Source organism: Aneurinibacillus terranovensis DSM 18919 (assembly GCF_000430625.1).
Classification (GTDB): Bacteria; Bacillota; Bacilli; order Aneurinibacillales; family Aneurinibacillaceae; genus Aneurinibacillus_B; species Aneurinibacillus_B terranovensis.
In genome coordinates, this window is sequence record NZ_AUMJ01000053.1 from 1 (window position 1) to 15,396 (window position 15,396).

Annotated in this window: 10 protein-coding genes and 2 pseudogenes; 1 reads left to right on the plus strand and 11 read right to left on the minus strand. The window is 48.6% G+C overall.

Translation table 11 applies throughout. From position 1 onward, the window contains the following. Positions 1-1,039 (plus strand): annotated as a pseudogene (locus tag H525_RS23560) (IS110 family RNA-guided transposase). A 356-nt stretch (positions 1,040-1,395) separates the two neighbouring features. On the opposite strand, the gene argH reads toward H525_RS23560, so the two are convergent. The 11 genes and pseudogenes from argH to H525_RS0109980 all read right to left on the minus strand — a co-directional run bounded on the left by argH (position 1,396) and on the right by H525_RS0109980 (position 15,311). After that, positions 1,396-2,820 (minus strand): argininosuccinate lyase, encoded by a 1,425-nt coding sequence (gene argH / locus H525_RS0109940; protein ID WP_027416082.1) that lies wholly within the window; start codon positions 2,818-2,820, stop codon positions 1,396-1,398. After that, complete coding sequence (locus tag H525_RS0109945) at positions 2,817-4,070, minus strand: argininosuccinate synthase (protein ID WP_027416083.1); 1,254 nt, start codon at positions 4,068-4,070, stop codon at positions 2,817-2,819. Before H525_RS0109945 ends, argH begins: the two co-directional genes overlap by 4 nt. A 111-nt stretch (positions 4,071-4,181) precedes the next feature. After that, positions 4,182-6,617: an ATP-binding protein gene (locus H525_RS0109950; RefSeq protein ID WP_027416084.1), complete on the minus strand. Its 2,436-nt coding sequence runs from the start codon at positions 6,615-6,617 to the stop codon at positions 4,182-4,184. Between the two features lie 103 nt (positions 6,618-6,720). Further along, positions 6,721-8,178 carry a sensor histidine kinase gene (locus tag H525_RS0109955; RefSeq protein ID WP_051330947.1) on the minus strand — a complete coding sequence of 486 codons (1,458 nt, stop codon included), beginning with the start codon at positions 8,176-8,178 and terminating at the stop codon, positions 6,721-6,723. Then, positions 8,168-8,845, minus strand: coding sequence for a response regulator transcription factor (locus H525_RS0109960; protein WP_027416086.1), 678 nt, complete (start codon positions 8,843-8,845; stop codon positions 8,168-8,170). Before H525_RS0109960 ends, H525_RS0109955 begins: the two co-directional genes overlap by 11 nt. A gap of 128 nt (positions 8,846-8,973) precedes the next feature. Further along, positions 8,974-9,525, minus strand: coding sequence for a hypothetical protein (locus tag H525_RS0109965; protein ID WP_027416087.1), 552 nt, complete (start codon positions 9,523-9,525; stop codon positions 8,974-8,976). A gap of 130 nt (positions 9,526-9,655) precedes the next feature. Continuing rightward, positions 9,656-9,742: a transposase gene (locus H525_RS26235; RefSeq protein WP_245590451.1), complete on the minus strand. Its 87-nt coding sequence runs from the start codon at positions 9,740-9,742 to the stop codon at positions 9,656-9,658. 29 nt (positions 9,743-9,771) lie between these two features. Next, positions 9,772-9,878: pseudogene (locus H525_RS26240) on the minus strand (IS200/IS605 family transposase); the annotation flags it as partial. Positions 9,879-10,067: 189 nt separating this feature from the next. After that, positions 10,068-11,009 carry an ornithine carbamoyltransferase gene (gene argF, locus H525_RS0109970; protein ID WP_027416088.1) on the minus strand — a complete coding sequence of 314 codons (942 nt, stop codon included), beginning with the start codon at positions 11,007-11,009 and terminating at the stop codon, positions 10,068-10,070. Continuing rightward, a complete protein-coding gene (gene carB / locus H525_RS0109975; RefSeq protein ID WP_027416089.1) occupies positions 11,006-14,248 on the minus strand; it encodes a carbamoyl-phosphate synthase (glutamine-hydrolyzing) large subunit in 3,243 nt (1,080 codons plus the stop codon). The genes argF and carB overlap by 4 nt, the downstream gene beginning before the upstream one ends. Next, positions 14,241-15,311, minus strand: a complete 1,071-nt coding sequence (locus tag H525_RS0109980; protein ID WP_035100597.1) for a carbamoyl phosphate synthase small subunit — start codon at positions 15,309-15,311, stop codon at positions 14,241-14,243. Before H525_RS0109980 ends, carB begins: the two co-directional genes overlap by 8 nt. Positions 15,312-15,396: the final 85 nt, after the last annotated feature.

The window sequence follows — 15,396 nt, forward strand, 5'->3', positions numbered from 1 at the left end:
ATTGGTATTGACGTAAGTCTTCGTTCTCACCATGTACAATTCATGGCTGAGGATGGAACTTCAATCGCTTCATTCTCGGTTTCTAACGATCAGCAAGGGGCCGATACCCTCATTCAAAAGATGATCGAGCAAGCTGAGAAAATAAATAGCCAACTCCTTCAAATCGGGATGGAGGCTACTTCGAATTTAGGTTGGCATTTGGCTCATTACCTAAAAGAGCAACTGGATGTCGTTCACCCAAACTATAAAGTCAAAATTTACGTCATAAATGCAAGCAAAGTGGCTCGTTTTAAAAAAGGATACGATTCTCTTCCTAAGAAACGGATTGCGGCAGGATAATCCTTTCTCTAATCCGTTTGGAAATACAGGCCTGGCTGTGATTCAGGAATTGGAACCAGAACAAATCACAGCGATGCCTTTAGAAGAGCTCATTTCTTTTCTGAATGAAAAAGGAAAGAATCGATTTGAAAATCCAGAAGAAAGAGCAAAGTTTCTACAGAAAATCGCCCGCTCTTCCTATCGCCTAAATAAAGCGATGGTGGAACCTGTCAATTTATCCTTGGCTACCACGCTTAACGTGATTAAGTATATGGAATCCGAAGTCAAAAAGTTAGATAAAGCCATTGACAAGTTGTTAAAAACAATTCCTCAGACTCTTGAATCAGTAAAAGGAATTGGGCCTGTTTATGCAGCAGGCATCATTGCCGAAATCGGAGACATCAAAAGATTCAAGAGTCATCACGCATTAGCAAAATATGCCGGTCTGGTTTGGAACCAGCACCAGTCAGGTGAATTTGAGGCCGAAGAGACCAGCCGAATACGTACAGGAAATAAGTACCTTCGGTACTATCTCGTTCAGGCAGCTGATTCCGTAAGGAAGCATTCCGAATACAAAGCGTTTTACCAAAAGAAGTATAGTGAAGTTCCTAAGCATCAACACAAAGGAGCTCTCGTCCTTACCGCAAGAAAACTGGTACGGCTGGCATACACACTACTGCATACCAAGCAACTGTACACACCCCCTGAAAGGAGAGAGTAAAAACCCGCCTTCAACCTTTTCCCAGAAATGTAAACCTACCTTATCAAAGTTTGTTTAGAAAATTTTGATATTGTGTAGGTCTTCTTTGATGTTGTCTTATTTAGAGAAAAACAAGACGATCACATAATCATTTTCCAATTTGCATAAATCATCCCCTTGACATATCACCGCTGGGCTTAATTTTGTTAAATACTCTAATTCAAAAAATAGGCGGTTTGACCCCAATGTAAAAATCGAGTCAGTTGGTCCATTCCATCGCCACACCACTCATCGCCACATCACTTCTACAGTTTTACGTTGGAACAAAAAAAACATCCCCGCCTATTGGCGAAGATGATTAAATGGCTATCTTATTTTTAGCGTAAAGAAACGTCTATTCTCTTATAATGTGCCTGCACCCATTCCTGGTTTTGCTGGACGGCATCAAACGCAGAGGCGATTTGCTTTTCTACCTGATTTTTCGCCGTTCCACCGAGAACGTTACGGGCGTTGACCACCTGCTGCGGGTCAAGGGCGGCATAGATATCATCACCGAAGAGTTCAGAGAACTGCTTATATTCTTCCAGCGTCAAATCCAGCAGGTATTTCCCCCACTCAATACAATAGAGAACCGTCTTGCCGACCACTTCATGCGCCTGGCGGAATGGCATTCCCTTATTAACAAGGTAGTCCGCAAGGTCGGTAGCATTGGAAAAATCCTCAGCCACGGCCTGGCGCATTTTTTCTTTTCGTACCTTCATCGTGCGAATCATCGGCGCAAACAGGGACAGGGCGCCATGGAGCGTCGCCACCGTGTCGAACATCCCTTCTTTATCTTCCTGCATATCTTTGTTATAAGCAAGAGGCAGACCTTTAAGTACTGTCAGCATTCCCATCAGGTTTCCGTAGACCCGTCCCGTTTTTCCGCGCACAAGTTCCGCTACATCCGGGTTTTTCTTCTGCGGCATAATACTGGACCCCGTACAGAAAGCGTCGTCCAATTCAACAAAGCCAAACTCGTTGCTCATCCACAGTATAAATTCTTCACAGAGGCGTGACAAATGGGCCATTAAAAGAGACGCATTCGATAAAAATTCAATAATGAAATCACGGTCGCTCACCGCATCCATGCTGTTTGTGTAAACTGCATCAAATGCAAGGCGTTCCGCGACGTACTCCCGGTCAATCGGAAACGTGGTACCAGCTAGCGCACCCGCGCCGAGCGGAAAAATGTTGATGCGTTTCCAGCTGTCCATCAGGCGTTCAACATCCCGCTGCAGCATCGAGTAGTACGCCATCAAATGGTGGGCAAACAGGACTGGCTGGGCACGCTGCAGGTGGGTATACCCCGGAAGAATCGTGTCCGTATTGTCTTTTGCCTGCTCAAGCAGCGCTTCCTGTACCTTCACGGTTAAATCAATCAGCTCTACGACCCGCGCCCGCAGATACAGGTGCATATCAAGGGCAACCTGGTCATTACGGCTTCTGCCTGTATGCAGTTTGCCGCCGACCGGTCCGATTTGTTCGATCAGCATTTTTTCGATGTTCATATGAACATCTTCATTGGAAATGGTAAACTCAGCTTCCCCCGCTTCAATAACGGCCGCTACTTTTTTCAGACCTTCTGTAATGGCTGAGGCTTCTTCTTCCTTAATAATTCCGCATTTTCCGAGCATAGCAACATGGGCGAGGCTGCCGATAATATCTTCTTTCCAAAGCTGCTGATCAAAGGAAATGGATGCTGTGTATTCCTCTACAAGCTTATCTGTTGCTTTCGTAAATCTACCGCCCCACAGTTTCATTGGGTCACAGCTTCTTTCTTATCGATCACCACGGCTTTCGGAGTGTTATCCAGTTGGTCTTTATTGACCTGAACAAACACTTTCGTTGGCATACCGTACAGCTTGATGAAGCCAAGGGCCGCATTATGGTCAAATGTGTCCTCTGTGCTGTATGTGGCAAGCTTTTCATCGTATAGAGATGATGCCGATTTTCTGCCGACTACGATCGCATGGCCTTTGAACAGCTTAACGCGCACCGTACCGGTTACGAACTTCTGGGTCTCTTCAACAAAGGCTTTCAATGCGTCCATAATCGGCGAGAACCACAGAGCTTCGTAGATAACCTGGGATACTTTATGCTCAATAATCGGTTTAAACTGGGCAACTTCGCGCGGCTGTGTTAAGAATTCAAGCTCGCGGTGGGCAAGGATTAATGTCATCGCACCCGGGGCTTCATACACTTCACGTGATTTAATTCCAACAAGGCGGTTTTCTACGTGGTCGATGCGGCCTACCCCATGTTTGCCGGCAATTTTATTGAGCTCAAGAATAAGTTCGCTCAACGCCATGGTCGTTCCGTTTAACGCGACCGGTTTTCCCTGAATGAATTCAATTTCGATTTCTTCCGGTGTATCCGGTGTATCGGCCAGTTCAGCCGTCAGGTGATAAGCGCCGGCCGGCGGCTCGTTCCACGGATTTTCCAGTACCCCGCACTCGCAGGAACGGCCCCACAGATTCATGTCAATGCTGTATGGATTATCCAAATCAATCGGAATCGGAATATTATGTTCGGCAGCATATTGAATTTCTTCATCGCGGCTCATTCCCCATTCACGTACAGGCGCCACGATTTTTAAATCAGGGTTAAGTGCGGTGATGGAAACATCGAAACGAACCTGGTCATTCCCTTTTCCGGTGCAGCCATGCGCAATGGCTACAGCACCTTCTTCCGCCGCAATGTCCACAAGAACTTTAGAGATAAGCGGGCGGGAAAGCGCGGAGACAAGCGGATATTTTCCTTCATACATGGCATTTGCTTTCAGGGCCGGAAGCACAAATTCATTCGCGAACAATTCCTTCGCATCCACAACATAGGACTTAACGGCTCCAACCTGCAGCGCTTTATCACGAATGAAGTCAAGATCCTTACCTTCCCCCACATCAAGCGCAACCGCAATCACATCATAATTGTATTTCTCCTGCAACCATTTGATAGCTACAGATGTATCTAAACCACCGGAATATGCCAGAATAATTTTTTCTTTTGCCATTAGTAGAACCCTTCCCTTCGTTAAATACGATAACCTTTATGCAATATTATGCACTCAGATTTATAAAAATGCAATACAAATTTATTTAGTTCTTTATTGTCAAACGATTCACTACCTTTTGGCATCAATTACTTCTTCGATTTTGTTCGCGCCATCAGACATCCGTTCAAGTCGCGCATTCACCCGACCAAACAGCGTATCGTCGGGAAAACCTCCGAATTCATCCCGGTCTCCCGCAACTACCCCCGTTAGAATTTCGATACCTTCTTCGATGGTGCTCACCTGCCAGATATGGAAAAAGCCCTGTTTAACCGCGTCGACCACTTCCTGGCGCAGCATTAAGTTCTTCACATTCTGGCGGGGAATGATAACCCCCTGTTCGCCTGTTAGCCCGACGGCCTCACAAACAGCGAAAAAGCCCTCTATTTTTTCGTTCACGCCCCCGATTGGTTGGATTTCACCCCACTGGTTCACCGAACCGGTAACGGCAATCGCCTGTTTAATCGGAATGTCAGAAAGCGAGGAAAGCAAAGCGTATAATTCCGTGCTTGACGCGCTATCTCCATCGATCATGCTGTACGTCTGCTCAAACGTAAGGCTTGCCGATAGGGGCAATGGCTTATCCTGCGCAAACAGACCGGCAAGATATCCGCTTAAAATGAGCAAACCTTTGTGGTGGATCTGGCCGCTGAGTGCTGTTTCACGCTCAATGTTGATAATCCCCTGGCGGCCTGTAAACGTCTGTGCCGTGATCCGGTGGGGCTGGCCGAAAGCGTAATTGCCAATCTGTAGCACAGCAAGCCCATTAATTTGCCCGACTTTTTCTCCGGTTACATCTACCATAATCGTTCCCTCTTCAATGAGCGAACGGAGTTTTTCATCCACACGATTTGATCTATATTCCTGTTCATCAAGCGCCTGCCTTACATGCCCGGCATCAACGATAGCCACACCGGCTTCTTCCGCCCAATAGCTTGCTTCTACTAACAGGCGGGTCATTTCATGAAATCTTGTAGAAAGTTTACGCTGATCCCCGACAAGCCGCGAACTATAGTCAATCAGCGCAGCGAGCGCGGAACGGCTGAAGGGAAGCAAGCCTTGTTCATCGCAGTAATTGCGGACAAACGCGGCGAATTTCTGATAGTGGGCCGAATTCTTGTTCATTTCTGTATCAAATTCTACTTTCACTTTAAATAGCTTGTGAAAGTCTTCATCCAATTCTGATAACAATTCATACAAGTCCGGCGTTCCAATCAGGACAACCTTTATATTGAGCGGAATCGGCTCAGGCTTTAGCCCTGCCGAAGCGACAAGTCCGCGTTCTTCCGGAATATTTTCGATGCGTATGCGCCCTGTTTTTAACGTTCGCTTTAAAACATTCCAGGACAGCGGATTGCTGAGAAGTTCACCGGCCTGCAGAATCAAATACCCGCCATTGGCAAGATGCAAAGCGCCCGGCTTAATCATGGTAAAATCGGTCATCATCGTCCCGAAAGATCCTTTGTACTCGATTTTGCCAAACATATTGTAATACGTTGGGTTATTTTCAATAATCGCGGGGGCGCCGCGCAGCTCCTTATTATCAACAAACACATTTACTTTATACCGGGTCAGATTATTAGGAGTTCCCTGCAGCAATTGTGCCATCTGGCTCTTTTCATTATCTTCTGCTTCCTTAAAGAAGTGATAATTCTCTATTAAATCTGTTTCATACGCATATAAATAACGCTGAATTTTTTCATCCGTATAGTTCTCGAGCAGCGGCAGGAAAAGGTGGTGAACGGCATAACGGGCCGAATCTTTATTCAATTGGGCAATCTCCTGCTCCATTTCCTTTTCAATAAGCTGTATCTGCCGACTGATCTCGCTGACTTCATTCTCAATCTGCTTGCCTTTCTCGGCAATCTCTTTTTTTAGCGATTCGGAAAGCTGGTTGTATTCTTCCTTGCTGAGCGGTTTGCCGAATTGCAGAGGAACGGTTACAATTTCACCCTGGGGCATCCGTTCGAGTGAAAAATTCAATTCTCTCGCGTGATCCTCTACTTGCTTCCATATGTCCTTTGCTTTATTTTCATAGTTTTGAATAACAAAGCGGCGGTGTTTTTCATAGTCGTCTCCTGCGAACACTTTGCGCACTTCCCGTTCCACATCGCGCAGAAGTTCATCTATCTGACCTTCAAAGATACGAACCGTCCCGGCTGGAAAGGATAGTACATTTGGGCAGTCAGGCCGGTCAAAATTATAAACGTAGCACCAGTCAAGCGGCACCGGCTTACTATTGGCTATCTCCCTGATTTTCGTCCGGGCATATGTGGTTTTGCCGGTGCCCGAAGGCCCAACCAGAAATAAATTATAGCCAGACTGCCGGACCTTCAATCCGAAATCCATCGCTTTCACGGCGCGGTCCTGCCCGATAATCCCTTCCCGCAGCGGCTCAACCTCCCGGGTGGTCTCACACGCGAATTCCTCGGGCTGCGTCATCAGCCGCAGCAGATGAACCGGTACTTTCCTTGCATCCATTGTTTGCTGTGATACTCTTTTCACCATTCCGCCCATCCTCTCCCTATTGGAGTAGCAAAAATTATTCGAAGATTATTTCGAATCATTACTTCCATTATAGAAGCAAAGGAAAAGATGGACAAAGGAATTTTTAAGAGGGCAGGATTAGTCTGAAAACGGTTCCTTTACTTGATGTGTGAAGCAGCAGCAAATCCCCTCCGTGCGCCCGGGCAAGCAGGCGGCTGAGCGGCAGGCCCAATCCTAATCCGTGCCCGCTTATCCGATCCTTATGGCCCCGATAAAACCGTTCGAAAATATACGGCTTTTCGTGTTCCGATATGCCCTTTCCGTTATCGAACACGTCTATGATAATCTGCCTTTTCTCTTCGTTTATTTGGGTATTAATAGTAATCTGTTCAGCTCCGGCATCCCGGCTGTTTGTAAGCAAATTCATAAGAATTTGCCGGAGGCGCCCTGCGTCGCCCATTACCCATATATCTTCATTCTCCACTTGATGTCCCTCATCATGGTTAGCATTCATCTGGAAATGTATATCGGAGAAATCGTCGAGCGATTTAAGCTGGCGGATGACACCAGAGATAAGTTCGGTAATATTAACAGGCTTGTATTCAGCCGATGTGGCTGCCGCTCCAGCTTCAAGCGAGGAGAATTCCAGTAAATCTTCGACCATACGCTGCAACCGTTTCGCTTCGTCAAGCGAAATCGCAAGAAATTCATCCGCCTCCTTATCGGCCACGACCCCGCTCTGGACCGCCTGAATCATTCCGCGAATCGAGGTCACAGGCGTTCGCAGTTCATGGGAAACCCCGGCCAGTAAATCACTGCGCAGTCGTTCAAGCTGTTCAAGGCGGGAAGCCATATCGCGAAACGAATGGACAACCTGCTGCAGTTCCTCCTCTTTTAAAGGCCCTTCCGGAAGCGATGGATGATATTCACCCTCGGCCACCTGACGGGCGGCCTGGGCAAGCTCGCGCAGCGGACGGGTGAGGCGGCGGGAAAGAAAATAAATGACTAGCCAGCCAAGCAGCGCAATGATCGCGCTAAATACGCCTAATAAAGAGAATTGGCGGCGCAGCTGGAGCGACGTACTCATCGCAGGCATGCTTAAGTAAAGGGCTTTTTGGACGGTGTTATTATGATAAATAGGCACGCCCACACGCAGCCACGTTTGCCCTCCCACATTAATTTTTTCCCGGACGTTCTTACCGGCCAGCACTTTTTTGTAAGACGCAGGAATGTTCTCCAATTCAAAAGGCACTGCAATCTTGGAAATAATCATCTCCGTGGCGCCCGATACACCCACTACCTGCATAATAACGAGGTGGGGAATTCTAATTGATTTAATTCCGTGAAGTCCAGTAAAGGGTTTGTTTTCCTCAAACAACCGCTCATATGTCTCAGACTGCTGTTCCGCACGCAGCTGCAAAAGCTGAAAACTTTGTTCATATGCATTCGTGCGCACCCACATACCGATAAATAAAACAATAATAACGATGGCGGCAAGCAGCATAACAGCATACTGCATCGTCCAAACGCGCAGCAGAGGGGCCGAATTTGCCGATTGTTTTTTAAATTTTTTATACCACACGCAGCATATACCCCACTCCACGAAGTGTGACAATCTCGCCTTCTTCGGCAGGCCAATTACGCAGACATTTACGCAATCGCTTAATCGCGACATCTACCGCACGGTCTCCCCCTTCATAATCCATCCCCCACACGCGGTCAAGTAGCTGTTCCCGGCTAAAACCCTGATTAGGATGGCGTGCCAAAAAAGAGAGGAGCTCCCAATCGCGCGGTGTAATGGAGACGGCTTGTCCCCCGCACAGCGCCTGGCGCGCCGTAAAATCAATAACTAGACTGCCAAGCTGAACCTGCTCGGATTCTACAAGGTGGATCGGCCGGCGAAGTACAGCCTGGACTCTGGCCACCACTTCTTCCGGGTCAAACGGTTTGGCTATGTAATCATCGGCGCCGTGCTTAAAACCGTAAAGACGGTCTTTTACCTCACCGCGGGCGGTTAAAATAATGACGGGACAGCTGCTTTGTTTGCGAATGACGTCAAGGATCTCCCACCCCTCTTTGTCAGGAAGCATAAGATCAAGCAGCACGAGGTCAGGCTTGCACTCCTGAAAAGCCCGGATCGCATCTTCCCCGTTGGAGGCGAGGAAAACACTATACCCGGCATTTTTTAAATACACTTCCAGAAGGCGGGCGATCGGAAACTCATCTTCTACAACAAGAATACGCGACATACGGACGCTCCTTTGCTAACGAACAAATTAACTTTTCTCTGCGATACTGATACTATAGCAAATCCCCGGCTTAAACGCCGAGGATTTGTGAAATCGTGCAGTTGAATTTTATTTTTGCCTGTCAATATTTATTTTTGTACAGACGGATTTCCCTGATTCAGTGCATCCAGAATATTTTTTTTCACCTGCAAAAGCGCCTGCTTTTGGGTGATCATATCTTGCTTAATCGTAATCAGTTTGGTAAGCGCAGCGGTTTCGCCGGGAACATCCTTATTCTTTTTCGCCGTACGGAAGGCTTGAACCTGTTCTTTCTGGCTCTGGTTGAGCTTTTTCATTTCAGCCGTAATGTTCTTATGCTGGTCGCGCAGCGTTTTTACGCTTTGCGTCAGCGCTTTATACTGCGGATTAGCGGCGGACCGAAGCGATTTCACCTTCGCTTTAATCTGGGACGTTTCATCTTTCAATTGAGCATTCAACGTTTTTTTCTGTTGTTGGAAATTTTTAAGCTGGTCCTTTAAACTCTGGACAGCCGGATCCTGGGCTTTCACTGTTGTGGTTGTGCTTGCGGCAGGTGCGGCAGGTGCAGCCGTTGCCGACGAATCATTGGAAGCTGCATATACAGCGGATGAAAATACAGATAAAGAAGCAACGACTGCAAAGGCAGCGAGTTTCTTATTCATTGGTTATTTCCTCCTTGGAAAATGGAATTGTTTTGCAGCATTTGATATTGTAGCGCAGGAATGTGTCCGGAATATGTCAAGCCCGATATCTGGTATTGGATGCCTCAATTCTCCTTCAACTCTCCTCATTTCAACCGGTTTTATTGATCGAAGCATTCCAATCCCTGTCTATCACAATCCCGCATTCGCATTGAAATACTCGTTCGGAAAGAGACAACTTCTCCGAACAAACATATCTTTTGCCTAGTCAGATAGGGTGTCATCCATTGCTTTTCTACGAATTTGACGACCAAAACAAGATGATAATACAATGAGAATATCGAATGATTATTATTGTCTAAATTCGTTGATATAACAGCCTTTCATTTATCTAAGACTGATTATATCATTGCACAAAAAGGGAAACAACTTTAGGCTAAGAAACTGGAGACAAAAAAAAATCCCGCGTCTGCTGTAGACGGGGATTTCGTTTTTCTATGACATCATATTCTTAAGCCGGCGTCTTTTTATTCCATTGTCTTTCTATACTTTTCGATATCTTTCTATGCCATTGTCGCTACAAGAATCGCTTTCTGCGCGTGCAGCCGATTTTCCGCCTGGTCAAAGATAAAGGAGTGCGCGCCGTCGATCACCCCGGCGGAAACTTCTTCCCCACGGTGCGCCGGGAGGCAGTGGAAGAATAGATAGTCTGGCTTAGCCGCCCGCACAAGGTCTTCGTTCACCTGGAAGCCGGCAAATTTAGCCACTCGCTCCTGCTGTTCTTCTTCTTGCCCCATACTGGCCCATACATCGGTATAGATAATGTCGGCATCCACCACCGCTTCATACGGGTCGGTTGTCACAAGGACTTCGCTTCCGCTCTCCGCCGCAAACCGGCGTGTCATCTCTGTAACATCGTCTGCCGGCAGGTAACCTTCCGGCGCACCGACCGCTACATGCATGCCTACTTTAGCGGCACCGATCATAAGAGAGTGGGCCATGTTGTTGCCGTCCCCGATGTAAGCGATCTTCAGGCCCTCCAGCTTGCCCTTCTGCTCGATAATCGTCTGGAAATCGGCCATCACCTGGCATGGATGCTGCTTGTCGGTCAGGCCGTTAATGATTGGAATCGAGGCATACTCTGCCAGCTCTTCCACCATCTCATGGGAAAATGTCCGGATCATGATGCCATCCAGGTAGCGGGACAGCACACGGGCTGTGTCAGGCACCGGCTCGCCGCGGCCGATTTGCAGATCCTTACCGCTCAGGAAAAGCGCTGATCCTCCCAGCTGGTACATTCCCACTTCAAAAGAAACCCTCGTTCTCGTGGATGCTTTCTCAAAAATCAGCCCAAGCGTTTTCCCTGCCAGGTGCGGATGGGGAATTCCCTGCTTCTGTTCACTCTTAAGCTTGGCGGCAAGATCTAATAAATAAAGCAATTCTTCTTTTGTATAATCAGAGAGACAAAGAAAGTCTCTTTCCTTTAAAGGTTGTGTAGCAATCATTGGACTAACTCCTTCCTTTTCTCTCCTGCAAGGTACTCCCCTAAATCTATGGCATCTCCTGCTTGATGTCCATGTACGGCCAAATACGAAGCAAACGTATCGAGAAATGTAAAGCAAGGGATGGCAAGTGTAAGCGCAAGCTGCCGGAGGGCAAAACCTAAGCGCCCGCGTTTATTGCCAAGGGTCGGCGTGTTCACAAACGCTTTAACCGGATATTTTGCGCAAAGCTGCTTAACCATTTCTTCCGTCTCTACGATTTCCTTTACTTCTACACCGCTCGACTGCAGCAGGGCTGCTGTTCCGGGCGTAGCAATAATCTGCAGCTTTAATTCTTTCAGGGCGGGAAGATACGGAATAAAATCCTGCTTATCCTGTTCGGATAGCGACAGCAAGATTGCATCGCCCGGCGCAAGCCAGTCGCAAACACCTTCCTTCCAGCCAATCGCTTTGCCGATAGCTTCCTCTACTGAATAGGAAAGGCCGATAACTTCCCCTGTCGACTTCATTTCCGGCCCTAACGCCGGGTCGACTCCATTGAGTTTAATCGTGGAAAAGACCGGACCTTTTACCGCGTAGAAATCAATGCGCGGCATAAGGCCAGTGCCGAATCCCATATCCGCGAGTTTTCCCCCAAGCTGGGCGCGTGTTGCGAGGGCTACCATCGGCACACCGGTTACTTTGCTGACGATCGGTACAGTCCGGGACGCGCGCGGATTGACTTCCAGCACGTAAATCGTTCCCTGCTTGTCGATCACAAGCTGGATATTAATCAGCCCGCACGCTTTCATTTCGTTAGCAATGAGGGCCGCGTATCGGGCAATCTCTTCACACTGCGCCTCGTTCAGATTTGGCGACGGGAAAATGGCCATGCTGTCACCGGAGTGGACCCCGGCTCGTTCGATATGCTGGAAAATGCCCGGGATAAGGATGTCTTCCCCGTCGCATATCGCGTCGACTTCAACTTCCATTCCTGAAACGTATTTATCGATAAGCAGCGGGAATAACGCGCCCGATGAAGTGTAACGATTCCAGTCAGCAAAATATTGGTCGAGTTCTTCCGGGTTGTTTAATACAACCATTCCGCGGCCGCCGATGACATAAGACGGGCGAATGAGTACCGGATACCCGATTTCTTCTGCGACAAGGTGTGCCCCCTGCTGGCTGTTGACCCCCTCACCCGGGATATGCGGGATGTTAAGCTTACGCAGCATTTGGTAGAAAAGTTCACGGTCTTCCACCATATCAATCGCTTCTACAGACGTACCATAGATTCGTACGCCAGCTTTTTTCAGTTTTTCCGCAAGGTTCACCGCTGTCTGACCCCCGAACTGGACCATCACGCCATCGACTTGTTCTTTCTCGATGACATTGAGTACGTCCTCAAGCGCGAGCGGCTCAAAATAAAGCTGGTCGGCTGTATTGTAATCGGTGGATACCGTTTCCGGATTGTTGTTGATAACGACCGCAGATACACCCTGTTTGCGTAACGCTTTCGCGGCATGGACGGAACAATAATCAAATTCAATCCCCTGCCCGATCCGGATCGGGCCGGAACCTAAAACGAGAACTTTCTGCGTTTTTTCCTCTACCGGCACTTCATCGCTCCCCTGCCAGGTTGAGTAATAATACGGCGTGGCGGCAACAAACTCGGCGGCGCATGTATCAACCAGCTTATATGCCGGACGCAGCTGCCATTCTTTCAAGCGCGCCCGCACTTCTTCAAAACTTACCCCGCACAGGCTGGCAATCGTACTGTCCGCAAAACCGTACAGCTTGGCTTCCTGCAGGAGTTCGCGGTCCAGATTGCGCCAGCGGGCTTCCTTCAGCTGATTTTCAAGTTTGACGATACGCTGCAGGGCACGGAGGAAAAAGCGGTCTACCTGCGTTTTCTCATGGAGTTCTTCGATGTCCATTCCGCGGCGCAGCGCTTCAGCAATGTAAAAAATCCGAAGATCCGTTGCGTCCGTCAGCGCCTCATCTATCTCTTGTGCGCTTGCCTCTTTTACATACGAAAGCTCCACATGATGCACGCCGATTTCAAGCGAACGAATGCCTTTCAGGAGCGCGCCTTCGAGCGTGCGGTCAATCGACATGACTTCCCCCGTTGCTTTCATCTGTGTGCCAAGCATCCGGTCGGCGTGAGGAAATTTATCAAACGGCCAGCGCGGAATTTTCGCCACAATGTAATCGATCGCGGGCTCAAAACTCGCGTACGTATACCCTGTGATCGGATTAATCACTTCATCGAGATGGTAGCCGAGCGCCAGCTTAGCCGCCGTTCGTGCAATTGGATAACCCGTCGCTTTCGAAGCCAGCGCGGAGGAACGGCTCACCCGTGGATTGACCTCAATCAAATAATACTGTTCACTCTGCGGATCAAGCGCAAACTGAATGTTACAGCCGCCGACAACACCGAGCGAGCGAATCACCTTGCAGGAAACCGAACGCAGCATTTGATACTGGCGGTCCGTTAACGTCTGGGAAGGGGCAAACACGATGGAATCCCCGGTATGGATGCCCACCGGATCGAAGTTCTCCATATTACAGACGATAATGCACGTATCATTCGCGTCGCGCATCACTTCATACTCAATTTCTTTCCACCCTTTGACACTGCGTTCAATGAGAACCTGCTGAATCGGACTGGCAGCCAGTCCTCTCCGGGCAACCGCCTGCAGTTCTTCCTCCGTATTGGCGATGCCACCCCCGGCACCGCCAAGCGTATAGGCCGGACGAACGATAACCGGATACCCGATGCTTGCCGCAAATTCAACCGCATCTTCCACTGTCTGAACGGTTTTGCTTTCCGCAACGGGCTCACCGATTTCTTTCATCATTTGTTTGAACTGTTCGCGATCCTCGCCTTTGATGATCGTATCCAGCGGTGTTCCCAGCAGTTCCACACCATATTTGGAGAGAACGCCTGCCTCGGAGAGTTCCACCGCAAGATTGAGCCCTGTCTGGCCGCCCAGCGTGGGAAGTACGCCATCCGGACGCTCTTTGTCGATAATTTTTTCGACCGACGCTAGCGTCAGCGGCTCCATATAGATGCGATCCGCCACTTCCTCATCCGTCATAATTGTGGCCGGGTTGTTGTTGACGAGAATGACCTCGACTCCCTCTTCACGAAGGGCAAGGCACGCTTGTGCCCCTGCGTAATCGAATTCGGCGGCCTGGCCAATCACGATCGGACCGGAACCGAGTACAAGCACTTTTTTTATCTCTGGTCGTTTAGGCATAGCTTTTCTCTCCTGTTAACTCACATTGTTGTACGAATTGTTCAAACAAATAATGCGTATCCTCCGGTCCCGGATGGGCTTCCGGGTGAAACTGCACGGATGAAATCGGCAAATACTTATGGCGCACGCCTTCACACGATCCGTCGTTGACATTGCGAAACGTCTGAATTAATGGGGTATTTTCCAATTCATTCGTTTTAACAACATACCCATGGTTTTGTGAAGTGATATAAACCTTACCTGTTTCAAGATTTTTCACCGGATGGTTGCTTCCGCGATGGCCGTATGGAAGGCGCTCGGTATCGCAGCCGTAAATCAGTGAAATCAGCTGGTGGCCGAGGCAAATGCCCATCGTCGGGTACCTTTCAATAATCATTTGCAACTCTTTTAAGTGAGGCTGCAGCTCTTTGGGGTCCCCCGGTCCATTTGAGAGAAAAACCCCGTCCGGGTTCAGTGCGGCTGCTTCACTGCTCGTTACATGATAAGGAACAACCGTTACCCGGCAACCGAGTGCAAGCAATTGAAGAAGAATATTTTTCTTATAGCCGTAATCAATCAGCATAATATGCGGACCCGATGCGTCTTTTCCATACTCCTGCTTCTCCTTTACGGATACCTCCCGGACAAGACCACGAAGCGGCTGCGCCGGGCATGCCGCCTGTTTGTCCGTCGTTAACAGTCCGTAGACTTCACCCCGGGTACGCACAATTTGAGTAATCGCGCGCGTATCCACACCGGACAACCCTCCGATGCCGAACTGGCGGGCGATATCCGCCAGTGAACGGTCCGCCTGATAATGGCTCGGTTCCTGGCACAGTGTGCCTACAATCAGCGCTCTGCACGCCGGTTTGATGCTTTCATAATCCATATCATTAATGCCATAGTTTCCGATGAGCGGATACGTAAACGTAACAATCTGTCCAGCGTAAGAGGGATCGGAGAGAACCTCTTGATAACCGGTCATTCCTGTATTAAATACGACCTCTCCCGTACAGATACGTGTATCGCCAAACCATTCTCCCTCGAAAATATCGCCCGTACTTAACACAAGATATCCTTTCATCTCAGCCACTCCTTTTCCTATCTCGCTGATTCTTCGCCGGCTTTTCGGCACACAGCCGATACCGGTCGGCCGCTGCTGCTTCGGG